At 36.8% G+C, this 13,021-nt stretch carries 12 protein-coding genes; 11 read left to right on the top strand and 1 reads right to left on the bottom strand.

Translation table 11 applies throughout. The features are described from left to right. The first annotated feature begins 177 nt into the window (after positions 1-177). The 6 genes from DFR57_RS17275 to DFR57_RS17250 all read left to right on the top strand — a co-directional run bounded on the left by DFR57_RS17275 (position 178) and on the right by DFR57_RS17250 (position 7,708). Positions 178-1,170: an ATP-binding cassette domain-containing protein gene (locus tag DFR57_RS17275; protein ID WP_114354470.1), complete on the top strand. Its 993-nt coding sequence runs from the start codon at positions 178-180 to the stop codon at positions 1,168-1,170. Next, positions 1,160-1,984, top strand: a complete 825-nt coding sequence (locus DFR57_RS17270; RefSeq protein WP_114354469.1) for an ABC transporter permease — start codon at positions 1,160-1,162, stop codon at positions 1,982-1,984. Before DFR57_RS17275 ends, DFR57_RS17270 begins: the two co-directional genes overlap by 11 nt. 351 nt (positions 1,985-2,335) lie before the next feature. Next, on the top strand, positions 2,336-3,454 hold the full coding sequence (ald, locus tag DFR57_RS17265) for an alanine dehydrogenase (RefSeq protein WP_114354468.1): 1,119 nt from the start codon (positions 2,336-2,338) through the stop codon (positions 3,452-3,454). Between the two features lie 122 nt (positions 3,455-3,576). Beyond that, the gene (locus DFR57_RS17260) at positions 3,577-4,827 is read left to right on the top strand and encodes a nucleotide sugar dehydrogenase (RefSeq protein WP_114354467.1); all 1,251 of its coding nucleotides are present in this window, start codon (positions 3,577-3,579) and stop codon (positions 4,825-4,827) included. Continuing rightward, positions 4,824-5,795 (top strand): NAD-dependent epimerase/dehydratase family protein, encoded by a 972-nt coding sequence (locus tag DFR57_RS17255; protein WP_114354466.1) that lies wholly within the window; start codon positions 4,824-4,826, stop codon positions 5,793-5,795. Before DFR57_RS17260 ends, DFR57_RS17255 begins: the two co-directional genes overlap by 4 nt. Positions 5,796-5,980: 185 nt before the next feature. After that, on the top strand, positions 5,981-7,708 hold the full coding sequence (locus DFR57_RS17250) for a methyl-accepting chemotaxis protein (protein WP_245937514.1): 1,728 nt from the start codon (positions 5,981-5,983) through the stop codon (positions 7,706-7,708). Between the two features lie 60 nt (positions 7,709-7,768). Here DFR57_RS17250 and DFR57_RS17245 read toward each other — a convergent pair whose 3' ends face one another. Beyond that, positions 7,769-8,134 carry a DUF4183 domain-containing protein gene (locus DFR57_RS17245; protein WP_114354464.1) on the bottom strand — a complete coding sequence of 122 codons (366 nt, stop codon included), beginning with the start codon at positions 8,132-8,134 and terminating at the stop codon, positions 7,769-7,771. Between the two features lie 177 nt (positions 8,135-8,311). Here DFR57_RS17245 and DFR57_RS17240 point away from each other — a divergent pair, with 177 nt between their 5' ends. From DFR57_RS17240 to DFR57_RS17220, 5 genes are all read left to right on the top strand, one after another. Beyond that, positions 8,312-8,665 carry a DUF4183 domain-containing protein gene (locus tag DFR57_RS17240; RefSeq protein WP_170133027.1) on the top strand — a complete coding sequence of 118 codons (354 nt, stop codon included), beginning with the start codon at positions 8,312-8,314 and terminating at the stop codon, positions 8,663-8,665. 165 nt (positions 8,666-8,830) lie between these two features. After that, positions 8,831-10,066, top strand: a complete 1,236-nt coding sequence (locus DFR57_RS17235) for a glycosyltransferase family 4 protein (protein WP_114354462.1) — start codon at positions 8,831-8,833, stop codon at positions 10,064-10,066. After that, complete coding sequence (locus tag DFR57_RS17230) at positions 10,059-10,529, top strand: hypothetical protein (RefSeq protein ID WP_114354461.1); 471 nt, start codon at positions 10,059-10,061, stop codon at positions 10,527-10,529. The genes DFR57_RS17235 and DFR57_RS17230 overlap by 8 nt, the downstream gene beginning before the upstream one ends. Position 10,530: 1 nt before the next feature. Then, on the top strand, positions 10,531-11,436 hold the full coding sequence (locus DFR57_RS17225) for an NAD-dependent epimerase/dehydratase family protein (protein WP_114354460.1): 906 nt from the start codon (positions 10,531-10,533) through the stop codon (positions 11,434-11,436). A gap of 617 nt (positions 11,437-12,053) precedes the next feature. Beyond that, positions 12,054-13,010, top strand: coding sequence for a glycosyltransferase family 2 protein (locus DFR57_RS17220; protein ID WP_245937513.1), 957 nt, complete (start codon positions 12,054-12,056; stop codon positions 13,008-13,010). Positions 13,011-13,021: the final 11 nt, after the last annotated feature.

The following is a 13,021-nucleotide window of genomic DNA, read 5'->3' as shown; positions in this document are numbered from 1 at the left end:
TATGAATCATCTAATGCAGATACTCGAGAAGTTACATCTTTTTCGAGTATCTGTTTTTACTTTCTTTGAAGAATTTATGAAAAAATATTAAGATTTCAAACAAAAAATACACGCATTATTTATAAATTTTAATGATACAATAAAAAGTAGTTACATAGGACGGAAGGGGATGCGGGGATGAACAAAGAAGACAATTCTTTACAATATGCAGTAGAAGCAGATCAATTAGTTAAAATTTTTAACAATGAGCGCGTAGTAGATGGTATTTCTTTACAAGTAGAAAAAGGAATGATTTACGGGTTTCTGGGTCCAAATGGAGCAGGCAAAACCACTACGATAAAAATGCTTGCAACGCTATTAAAGCCTGACGGTGGTTCTGCAAAAGTGATGGGCTATGATTTACAAAAAGAAGCAAATCAAGTAAGAAGAAGTATCAGTCTTACGGGTCAATTTGCTTCAGTGGATGAAGACCTTACTGGTTTTGAAAATTTAATTCTAATTGCTAGATTAGTTGGATTTTCTAAAAAAGGTGCTAAAAATCGTGCACATGATTTATTAAAAGCTTTCCAATTAGAAGAGGCAGGAAAACGCCAAGTAAAAAAATATTCTGGTGGAATGAGGCGTCGAATTGATATCGCTGTGAGTATTTTAACCTCCCCAGATTTATTGTTTTTAGATGAACCTACAACTGGTTTAGATCCAAGGAGCAGAAACCAAGTCTGGGATATCATTCGAGCACTTTCAGATAATGGAACCACTATTTTTCTAACTACACAATATTTAGAAGAAGCCGATCAACTTGCCGATAGGATTGGTGTGATTGATCAAGGAGTATTAATTGCTGAAGGTACAAGTAAAGAGTTAAAAGCTTCTGTAGGTGCTGGTAGATTATCGGTTCATTTTCATACACAGGAAGATTTGGAAAAAGCACATCAGATATTAAAAAGTTTAACTGATGAACCAATTGAAGTGAATGAAAAAGGAATGCTGTTAACTGTTCCAATAAAGGACCATAGTGATGCAGCGAATGCAATAAGCAAGTTGGTAAATGAACAAATACAAGTAAGTGATTTTCAGATGGGACAACCGAGCTTGGATGAGGTTTTCCTTACCTTAACAGGAAAGACGACGAAGCAAGCTGAAGAAGGAGGGATAAAGCATGACGAATAAAGATGAACAAGCAATTGATCTACAGAAAGTATTAAATTTATCGGAACATCCCAAACGCCCAAGTGCTATTACTGCGAGTCTTACTTTCGGGTGGAGGGCGTTACTGAAAATTAAATATGTGCCAGAACAACTTTTTGATGTCACTGCTTTTCCGATCATTTTCTTATTAATGTTTACCTATCTTTTTGGTGGAGCAATTTCAGGTTCAACAGGAGAGTATTTGAATTTTGTGTTACCTGGAATACTCGTGATGACCGTATCGATGATCACGATGTATACAGGACTAGATTTAAATAAGGATATTGAAAAGGGAATTTTCGATCGTTTTAAAACATTGCCAATATGGAGACCAGCTGCTTTAGTGGGTGCACTATTAGTAGATATGCTTCGCTATACGGTTGCATCTACTATTATGATCTCCTTAGGGTATATATTAGGATTTAGACCAGAAGCGGGAATTACAGGAATTATATTGGGCATTTTAATTTTACTGCTATTTTCGTTTAGCTTGTCATGGATTTGGACCTTTTTAAGTTTGATTGTGCGCTCTGAGAAAGCTTTAATGGGTATTAGTATGATGATTCTATTTCCATTAACATTTTTGAGTAGTGTATTTGTCGATACAGCGACAATGCCAGGCTGGTTACAAAAGCTAGTCGATATTAATCCGATTACGTATGTCGTTGATACAGTAAGAGGATTTATTCACGGCACGGTCACTAGTGATCTCATTTTAGTGGTTTCACTCATATCGCTAGGACTTATTGTTATTTTTGCACCACTGACTATGTACTTTTACAGAAATCACAGCTGACATTAAATTTTTTTAAAAATAATTGTTCAATTGAAACGATACCCAAAGAGCGCCTAATTGTAATGATTGCTCTCGTTTTGGGTATCGTTTTTATATTCAGGATTAACTCCCGATGAATCATTTAATCTAAGCCAATGGCATAAAGGGTGCTACATAATCCACTGGATCGATTAAAGTTCATTTTATTAAACACTTTCACATACTAAATCACAAAAACTACTTCCCTTCATGAGCGCGATTATAAAAACATTCCCTATTTTGCCAAATATATCATAGAATATGTATTAAAATAAGCTGAATTAGGGAAATGTAAACTATAGCACGTACTACAGAAAAGGTAGGTGTCTGATCATGAGAGTTGGTATCCCGAAAGAGATAAAAATGAATGAAAACCGAGTAGCCATTACGCCAGCGGGTGTGATGATGCTAGAAAAAGCAGGACATCAAGTATTTATTGAAACAGGAGCAGGCACTGGAAGTGGAATATCTGATCTGCAATTCGAAGAAGCAGGTGCTGAGATAGTTTCAAGCCCTGAGCATGCTTGGGCAGCTGAGCTTGTATTAAAAGTAAAAGAGCCACAACCTGAAGAGTTCATTTATTTTCGTGAAGATCTCTTAATATTTACGTATTTACATTTAGCAGCTGAACCTGCACTAGCTGATGCTTTACTTGAGAAAAAAACAACAGCAATAGGCTATGAAACGATTCAACTAGATAATGGCGCACTACCTTTACTAACACCAATGAGTGAAGTTGCAGGTCGAATGGCCGTGCAGGCAGGCGTACACTTTTTGGAAAAAGCACATGGCGGAAAAGGAATCCTTTTAGGAGGAGTTCCTGGGGTAAAGCCTGCAAATGTAGTCATTATTGGGGCTGGAGTTGTTGGAGCCAATGCAGCAAAAATAGCGATTGGCTTAGGTGCTGATGTTACCATCCTTGATATTAACATTGACCGTCTGCGTGAATTAGAGGATTTATATCCAGGAAAAATTCGCACACTTGCTTCTAACAGCTATAATATTCAAGAGGAGTTAAAACAAGCAGATTTAGTAGTTGGAGCGGTATTAATTCCTGGTGCAAAGGCGCCAACACTTGTGACAGAAGATATGATTAAACAGATGGAGCCTGGGTCTGTCGTAGTTGATGTTGCAGTAGACCAAGGTGGCTCGATTGAAACCATTGATCGCGTCACAACCCACGATGATCCAGTATATCTAAAACATGGTGTACTTCATTATGCCGTTGCTAATATTCCTGGAGCCGTTTCAAAAACCTCTACCTATGCTTTAACCAATGTAACAGCACCTTATGCTTTACAATTGGCAGATAAAGGTCTAAAGGAAATGATAAATTATGATCGAGCTTTTGCTAAAGGTGTGAATACCTATCAAGGAAAGGTAGTTCATGATGCCGTTGCAAAGGGATTAGATAGAAGATTTACTGAGCTTCATACATTTTTTGATAAATAAAAACAGCCCTCACTTGTCCTAAGGTAATGACACATTTTAACAAAAAGACATGCAGGTGACCATACGAAGATTTAAATCCTTCATACATTACTCTATCACGTAATGATAAGGAGGATTTTTTTATGCGATCAATCGCAATCATTGGCCTGGGGTATGTGGGACTCCCACTAGCAGAGCAGTTTTTGAAAAAAGATTTTATTGTGCATGGGATTGATATAAATCCCGAACGCATAACACAAATTACCAATAAAGAAACGCAAAATCCTGATGTCGATGATTTGTATTTAGTAAAAAAGATCGAATCAGAACAATTAAAGCTATATAAATCATCAAAAGGTATTACAGGAACAGAAGCGGTGATTATTTGTGTACCCACTCCGCTCACAGAAAAGGATGAACCTGATTTAACCTTTGTGAATCAAGCAATGGATTCACTTGTTCCATATGTCACTCAAGACCAACTAGTATGTTTAGAGAGCACTACCTATCCAGGGACAACGGAAGAACTTTTACAGCCAAAGCTTGAAAAAAGAGGCTTTACCATTGGTGAAAATTGCTTCTTAGCTTATTCACCAGAACGAATTAATCCAGGTAGTGATGTTCCTATTTCATCAATACCTAAGGTTGTCGGGGGGACCACACAAAGATGTTTAGAAATAGCGATTGAGCTATATAGTCATGTTTTTACTAGTGTTCACCCTGTTTCCTCAACGAAAGCCGCTGAGATGACGAAAATTTTAGAAAACACACAACGTTTTATCAATATTTCCTTTATTAATGATTTCGCTATTCTATGTGAAAAAATGAATTTAAATGTGCATGAGATTATTGATGCTGCTGCAACTAAACCGTATGGGTTCACCAAGTATTATCCTGGACCGGGGATAGGTGGACATTGTATTCCAATTGATCCACACTATCTTGCTTTTAAAGTAAAAGAATTTGAACATGACCCTGCATTTATCACGATCTCAGATAAAGTGAATAAATATATGGTCACCTATGTGGCTGAAAAAATAAAAGCATCTTTGGAAGATGAGAACGATCGTGCCCTAGTTGTAGGTGTTGCCTATAAACCAGATATTGGTGATGTGAGGGAATCGAGTGCATTAGCAATTATGGATAGATTAGACGCAGATGATATTTCATTTGACTATTTTGATCCCTTTGTAAAAGAGGTTAACCTTGCAAATGAAAGAAAAGCTTCTATAACAGAAAATGCATTAAAAGAAGGTAAATATAAGCTTGCAATTGTTTTAACTGCCCATACCAATACTTCTTATGAAGAGCTAGAAAAGATAGCTGAACATGTCATAACCCCGGAAAGTTTATTTTTATCTCCATCTCCAAAGAAAGAAGGGGATGGAAAATGAAAAAAATACTAATAACAGGTGGAGCAGGTTTTATTGGTTCACATTTAGTGGATCATTTACTAAAAAAAGGCTACAAAATTACAGTGATTGATGACCTTTCTAATGGAAGCACAGAACATTTAACAGAAGCTTTTGAACATGCGAATTTCACCTTTCACGAAGCATCTGTTTTAAATAAACAAGTAATTGATCAACTAATCGAGGCAAATGATGTTGTGTATCATTTAGCGGCGGTACTTGGAGTTAAGAACACAGTAGATGATCCACTTAAGGTCATTGATGGAAATATTCTAGGAACGAGAGTTGTATTAGAAAGTGCTGCTCAATTTAATAAAAAAGTAATTTTTGCTTCCACCTCTGAAATTTATGGAAAAAATGACACACTGCCATATCGAGAGGATTCAGATCGAGTTCTTGGGGATCCGTCTATCAATCGCTGGTGTTATGCTACCGCAAAAGCGCTTGATGAGCACCTTTGTTTTGCGTACGCTGAAAAAGGATTGCCTGTCACTGTCATTCGCTTTTTTAATACGTATGGTCCCCGTCAAACAAATTCTGATTATGGTGGGGTAGTACCAATTTTTATCACAAAGGCTTTAAAAGGAGAATCACTTCCAATTTTCGGTGACGGCAAGCAGCTGCGAAGCTTTGGTTATGTGAAGGATGTTGTGAAGGGACTCGAAAAAGCAATAGATGAAAAAACGAATCATCAAGCAATTAATATCGGAGCAACAGAGCAAGTTAGTATAGAGGAATTAGCAAAACGTATTCAATACCTTACCAAAAATGAAGCTCCATTTTCTTTTATCCCGTATGAAAAAGCATATGGTAAAGGGTATGAGGATATCCCCTCACGCTTACCTTCCTTAGAAAAAGCAAAAGAGTTATTGAATTACGTACCAAAAACAGCGTTAGATGCCGGTTTATTAGAAACGATAGAATGGTATAAAAGCCGACTAGAAAATTAAATAAGTAGGTAAAAAGAACGATCAGGATTATTCCGATCGTTTTTTTTATAACTATTTACTCATTAATTTTCAAAAATTACTTAACTATTTAAAAAAAATGTCGAATAATAGGATAAGGGGAAAGAAAATCAAGTAGGGTGAAAGGGGAAAATATGAAAAAAGCAAGCATGGGGAGAAAAGTTACAGTGAGATTTAAGTTAATGACCACTTCTTTATTACTTTTAATTATTCCGTTACTAATACTGGGATATTTAACATTTACTCAAAGTCGTGAAGCATTAAATGAAATTGGAGAAAGCAATTTAAAAAATAGCGTCATGTTAACAATGGAAATGATAGATTCTTTAAATGAAGAAGTAGAAAATGGAAATATAGCTCTAGAAGATGCGCAAGAACAAGTAAAAGAATCTTTACTAGGTGAAATTGATACAGATGGCACGAGACCAATAAATCCTTTGATAGATCTAGGTGAAAATGGTTATCTGTATATTACAGATGAAAATGGATTACTGTTAGCTCACCCACGCTTAGAAGGGGAGAGCTTATGGGAAACAACAGATTCTTCAGGTAATCTGTTTACACAAGAGTTTACAGAAAAAGCGTTAAATGGTGGGGGTTATACGTATTACGACTGGCCGTTACCAAATGATGAAAATGCAATTGAGGAGAAGGTTATTTATTCATTATACGATGAAAATTGGGGCTGGGTGGTAAGTTCTAGTACCTATTTGATGGATTATAATGAACCTGCTAATCAGATCTTATATCAAATTTTAGTTATTATTATTACATTTATTATTATAGGCATTTTAGTTGTTTGGTTTTTCTCAAATAGTATCACTAAACCGCTTCATCTTGTTATGAATCGGATGCGTGAACTGTCCGCCGGAAATTTATCGAACGAGCCCATTGAAGTAAAGACAAAGGATGAGCTAAAAACGCTTGCTGATGAGATGAATGGCATGCAAAGCCGTCTTAGCGAGATGATGACAGATATTTTGCAAGCATCTACTTCCTTAAACGAGCAAAGTGATGTGCTAAATAAATCTTCAAGTGAAGTGAAACTAGGAGCAGAGCAGGTTACTACCACAATGGAAGAACTGGCTTCTGGAGCAGAAATTCAAGCGGATCATGTTAGTACGTTATCACAGATGATGGAAGACTTTAAAGGAATTGTGTCACAAACCACTCAAGAAGGAACACAGGTTGGAGAGGCTTCGATTGAAGTATTAGAAAAAACCACAACGGGAAGCAATTTGATGGAGGCATCTGCAGCTCAAATGAGTAAAATCGATCAAATTGTAAAAGCTGCGGTTGATAATGTGAAAAACCTTGATACAGAGTCTCAAGAAATAAGTCGACTTGTAGCCGTTATTAAAGATATTTCTGAACAAACCAATTTGTTAGCACTGAATGCCGCGATTGAAGCAGCAAGAGCAGGAGAGCATGGAAAAGGCTTTGCTGTTGTTGCGGATGAAGTTAGAAAATTATCCGAGCAGGTGTCAGATTCGATTAGTGATATCACAGGCATTGTGTCACGAATTCAATCTGAATCAAGTAACGCCACTTCTGCATTAGAAGAGGGTTATGAAGAGGTAGAACAAGGTTCTGCACAAATTCAGGAAACAAAAGAAACCTTTGCCGGCATTAATGAAGCGGTAAAAAATATGGTAGAACAAATTAAACACATTACAGGTAATTTGGATAATGTTTCGAATCGAACAACTGAAATGAACAATTCTCTTCAAGAAATAGCATCTACAGCGGAAGAATCAGCAGCTGGTATTGAAGAAACCTCTGCATCAGCTGAAGAATCTAGTACATCGATGGAAGAGGTTGCAAATCATGCTTCGCAGCTTGATAAGTTGTCCAATGGATTAAAAAAGATAGTAGATCAATTCCGTTTAAAATAAATAGAAAAGAAGGGCTCGTTTTCTTAGTAGAATACGAGCTTTTTCTATTTTTAAAAATTATTAAATTAATTTTGGTTCAAAATTAATAACCTCAAGAATGACTGGTGTGCCACTCTTTATTTCAGAACCCTCCGGCACAGACACCATCAAATTACCAATTCCAGCAGGTCCAGCTGTATAAGCGAAGTTTTCCTCCATTTGCAGGATGCCGTTAATAAACACATTAAAATAACTGTTATTCATATTAAGCTTCGGCAGTGCCTCTGCAACTTCACCATCATCATCGAAAAACTCTGCGGCATCAATTTTAAAAGTGTCTTCCTCTGTTATATTTTCTTTTGTTTGATAAAAAAAGCGATTTACAAGCGGGCAAGTAACGACCCGCGTCCCTATTTCGTACGTAGGTTTTATTATTTTTAACCCCATTCTATTTTCCTCCTTCAAAGACAATCTGTATTACACCATATGCAAAAGAATAAAAGTAGAGCCATATTAAAGCGGATTTTTTTCAAAATAAGTCTGATACCCATAGGTCACGAATCACAGTTAAATCAATATACTAATAGAGAAATGGCGTATTTCCTGCGTGGGGGTGAGTATAGGGTGAAAAAAGAAAAGAACATACCAGCAAATCTTCCTAAACCATATTTGTCGATTCCAAAATATACAGCTGTTCAAGTAAAACGAACCAGTATTCCTAGAAAAGTACGTGTATATGAATTTGTTGCCACTTCAGATGGCAGACGTCACACATACGTTGCAGGTGATGCAATCAAATCATACCCATTATCTAGGTTATTAAATGCTGACGAAGTATCCTATACGAATCTTTTTGTCAATGGCATGCTTCAACCAAAGCTTCATTACAAATTAGCAGATGGAAAGCTAATTTTTTTAACAGATGATGTACCGATTAAACATGCTTCGATTGTCCTTCAAATGATCATATTCTATTAACCTCATTTATTAACGTACAACACAGTATTGGAAACGCCTTAAATTCAAGTTACATGATATTCGAACAATCGCCTTTTTTAAAAACTCAAGATATGTGTCTGCACCGTATTGCAGTAATCACAATATAGTTAGGATAAATGACATTTAAATTAGGAGAGATGAGGCATGAAAATATTGTTAGCTACCTATTGGCCAATCCCCCATGTTGGTGGCGTATGGACATATATGGAACAATTGAGAGAAAAGCTAGAAGAATTTGGTCATGAGGTCGATGTAATTGGTTATGATGAAGAAAATAACTCGGTTCAGCTTTATACAGAAAAAAGAGTTCTTGCCCGCGATAAAGTGATTCCATTAGTGAATGCACATTTAAAACCAGAAAACTATCCAGATTTATACTCCAACTTTTTAGTGAAATGGACAGAGATACAGCGATATGTATATGAACTTAGTGTAGCTTATTTTGGCGTAAAAAAGTATGACCTTATTCATACCCAAGATGTTATTTCTACCATTGCACTCAGTCGAATAAAAGAGGAACATACCCCACTAATTGCTACCTTACATGGATCAGTTGCACATGAAATTAGAAAACAGTTAAAAACGATTCATAAATCAGAAACGTCCCATATCGCACGAGCTTATTATGACAAGATTGAATCATTAGGTGCGACCTCTGCTGGAAAAACGATTGTAGCAAATAACTGGTTAGATGGTATTTTAAGAAATGAATTCAATGTTAATGCTAGTCAGCTAGAAATTCTGCATTATGGGTTTGATACACACAAATTCATCAAAAAATTAAAGAAAAAACCTACCATGCTTGCACCGAAGGATAAATCTGTCATTTTATATGCAGGGAGATTAGTAGAATTAAAAGGTATAAATTATTTAATTTCAGCCCTTGCCGAATTAAAGAAGGAACGTCAGGATTGGGTATGCTGGATAGCTGGAACGGGGGAAAAGGAAGCAGAATTAAAAAAACAGGTGCGAGAATTAGGTCTGGAAAATGATGTCTTATTTTTAGGCAAAAGAGAAGATATTCCAAGCTTATTAGGGCAATCTACAATCTTTGTTCTTCCTACCTTAATAGAAAACCAACCGTTATCTGTTATTGAAGCTCAAGTTGCTGGAAAACCTGTCATTGCAAGTGAAGTAGGAGGTATTCCAGAGATTATTGAACATGGTGTAACAGGGATATTAACCCCCGCAGAGGATGAAATCATGCTATGCAAAAATATTGAAATGCTATTAGCGAACAAAAAATATCGAAAAATGTTAGGAAGTAATGCCAAAAAGTGGGGGATGACAAATTGGTCTATAGATAAAGGTATGCGAGAGTTATTGAAGATATATATAGCCGAAATTGAGGCAAAAAAGCAAGGTGATTCTCATGCATGATTTTATTGAAAATTTGAAGCTCATGATCATTATTTGGTTTTGGAAACTAAAAAAAGTTTGGAAAAAAGTGACTACAAGAAAGAGCACTATTCCTACTGGACCTCACCCAGAGCTTAGCAGTAAAGTGACACCGATTGAACGTGATGTTTATTCAAGAATTTTTACGGATGGGTTTATAGAACCTGAAATTTTTATGAATCGACAGATCGCAGAAAATATTATAAAAGAATTACCCTTCAATTATCATCTACCTAGCGAAACAACTTTAGAAGTGATATCTGACGCTGCGAGCCTTCCAAAAGCGACGGAAAAGGAAGAGGCAGTTACTCCTGTAAAAGACACCGAAAACATGAACGAGGAACAAATAGCCGAAGATATTCAGGCTAAGCTTCCTTCGAATTATGCTTTTCCCGAGCCACTTTTATCAAATGATGAAGCTAGTCACATCAGAGGAGTGAGTTAATATGATCACGGTGGTAACAGGAGGCGCTGGCTTTATTGGATCACATTTAGTAGATGCTCTTATTCAAGAAGGACACGAGGTTCATATTTTGGATTCTTTAACGAGTGGGAAAAAGGAATATATAAATCCTAAAGCAACATTTTATGAGCTGGATATATGCAGGGATGATGTAAAGGGCCTTTTTCGAAAAATAAAACCTGCATATGTTTTCCATATGGCCGCACAAGCAGATGTAACAACCTCGATGGAAGATCCTACTTTTGATGCTGAGGTGAATCTTTTTGGGACGCTTCGCTTATTAGAAGCAAGTAAAGAAGTAAGTCTGGAAAAATTCATTTTTGCATCTACATCAGCTGTGTACGGCGAAACTGAACATATTCCTATTACAGAATCCACTCCCTTAGGTCCTCTCGCTTTTTATGGATTATCCAAAATGGTAGCGGAATTTTACATTAAATTATACCAACAATCTTATGGACTTCCTTATACAATTTTGCGCTATGCAAATGTCTATGGTCCTCGCCAGGTAGCAAAGGGCGAAGGTGGTGTGATCGCAATTTTTGCCTCCAAGCTAAAAGAGAATCAAGGAGTAAGAATATTTGGAGATGGTGAGCAGACAAGGGATTTTATTTTTGTCGATGATGTAGTTCAGGCAAATTTACAAGCGATTAAGCACGGAAAGAATGAAATATTAAATGTAAGTACGATGAAGAAAACATCTGTGAACGATTTAGTTGAATTACTTGAAAAAATGGAAAACAAAAAAATAAAGCGACTATATCTCCCACGGAAAAATGGAGAAATAAAAGACAGCTGCCTTTCTAATGAAAAAGCAAAACAAATATTAAAGTGGAAACCAGCCCATCACATCAAACAAGGTCTAGAAAAAACACTCAAAGAATTATAAAGGAATTTTTGATAAGGAAATGCTTGGCGGACGCCAAGCTTCTTTATTTTTTTACAGGGATTCTAGAAGGGAGTACGAAGGTCGAGAATAAATCGTTGAAGTTGCGAGCAAATAGCGGAAGTTGCAAGCAAATCGCGGAAGTTGCAAGCAAATCGCGGAAGTTGCAAGCAAATCGTGAAAGCTGCAAGCAAATCACGGAAGTTGCAAGGAAATCGTGAAAGTTGCAAGGAAATCGTGAAAGCTGCAAGCAAATCACGGAAGTTGCAAGGAAATCGTGAAAGTTGCAAGGAAATCGTGAAAGTTGCAAGGAAATCGTGAAGTCGAGAATAAATACGCAAAGTCGAGAACAAATACGCAAAGTCGAGAACAAATGCGCAAAGTCGAGAACAAATGCGCGAAGTCGAGAATAAATCCACAATCTTGAGAATAAATTCCATCCTTGTCCCCCTGCATCTTTACTATACAAAAAAGCGCTCAGCTTAATACAGTAAATGTATATCTTCCAAAAATAGATTGGAGAGAATGAATATGATCAACCTTCAGAAAGGTTTGAGAGCATGAAAATAAAACGCAGTTGGAGGAATTTATTTAAAAAGGAAAAGAAAAGAGGTGCCAAAGTGTCGAATGAAGTTACGGTTGTGATTCCATTTTACAATCCAGGGAGATATTTTGATACTGCAATAAAGAGTGTGTTTGAGCAAGTTTATGAGGATTGGCAGCTATTATTAGTGGACGATGGTTCAACGGAAGCATACGAGGAAGGTATTCAAAAATATTTAGCTGATCCACGTGTGGAATTGCTTAAACTCGATAACAATGTAGGGCAATCCAAAGCGCTGAATAAAGCATTAGAAAAGGTAACTAGCTCATATTTTATTCAATTAGATAGTGATGACTGGTTTTATCCTCATACGCTAGAAGTGCTTGTGAAAGAGTCGAAAAAGGTACCTGATGATGTCGGAGTTATTTCTGGGAATATTCATATTGTTCATGAGAATGAACAAGGAGAAAGAATGATGACAGAGGTTTATAAAGGTCGAAGCTTTCAGGATAAATATGACTTTATCTTGGCCAATACTTCTGTTTGGCCACGCTTTTACCGGACTAAAGCTTTAAAGGATATCGGAGGGTGGCCGACTGATGATCCGTATGAAGGAAGATATCTAGAAGATAAAAGAGTCTTACACCGATTAATTGAAAAGTATCGCTTCCATTGGATCGATCAAATGCTTTATAACCACCGCCGCCATGCCAATAACCATACTAATCAAATACAAAAATATGCTGAAACAGAAGAATGGACAATCAGAAATTCCTTGAAAAGATGGGGGGATGCTTATACGCCTCACATTATAACGTATGGTTTAGGGTGGAAAAAGTTGAGTTATTTGGAGAAAAAGGATGGCTCAGCTGTACTAGAAGAACAACCACCAATCACCGAACCAGTGTTAAAAGAAGAAGTGCCGAAACAAGTTACAGTGGCAGAACCCCCATCTTTAAATGAGGAAGCGACACTTGGAACAAAGCCCGGTTCGGGTCCTGGAACTGGCCCTGGAACAGGTCCGGGAACGTGAAGGAGGAGGAT

Origin of the sequence: Saliterribacillus persicus (genome assembly GCF_003337485.1) — a bacterium.
GTDB lineage: Bacteria > Bacillota > Bacilli > Bacillales > Amphibacillaceae > Saliterribacillus > Saliterribacillus persicus.
This window is presented reverse-complemented; position numbering and strand designations above follow the sequence as displayed.

What these genes read in the sequence shown, in the direction of transcription:
- DFR57_RS17245 (WP_114354464.1), bottom strand. Translation starts at nt 8,134, where the DNA reads ATGGGGTTAAAAATAATAAAACCTACGTACGAAATAGGGACGCGGGTC.
- DFR57_RS17260 (WP_114354467.1), top strand. Translation starts at nt 3,577, where the DNA reads ATGCGATCAATCGCAATCATTGGCCTGGGGTATGTGGGACTCCCACTA.
- DFR57_RS17270 (WP_114354469.1), top strand. Translation starts at nt 1,160, where the DNA reads ATGACGAATAAAGATGAACAAGCAATTGATCTACAGAAAGTATTAAAT.
- DFR57_RS17255 (WP_114354466.1), top strand. Translation starts at nt 4,824, where the DNA reads ATGAAAAAAATACTAATAACAGGTGGAGCAGGTTTTATTGGTTCACAT.
- DFR57_RS17235 (WP_114354462.1), top strand. Translation starts at nt 8,831, where the DNA reads ATGAAAATATTGTTAGCTACCTATTGGCCAATCCCCCATGTTGGTGGC.
- ald (WP_114354468.1), top strand. Translation starts at nt 2,336, where the DNA reads ATGAGAGTTGGTATCCCGAAAGAGATAAAAATGAATGAAAACCGAGTA.
- DFR57_RS17225 (WP_114354460.1), top strand. Translation starts at nt 10,531, where the DNA reads ATGATCACGGTGGTAACAGGAGGCGCTGGCTTTATTGGATCACATTTA.
- DFR57_RS17230 (WP_114354461.1), top strand. Translation starts at nt 10,059, where the DNA reads ATGCATGATTTTATTGAAAATTTGAAGCTCATGATCATTATTTGGTTT.
- DFR57_RS17275 (WP_114354470.1), top strand. Translation starts at nt 178, where the DNA reads ATGAACAAAGAAGACAATTCTTTACAATATGCAGTAGAAGCAGATCAA.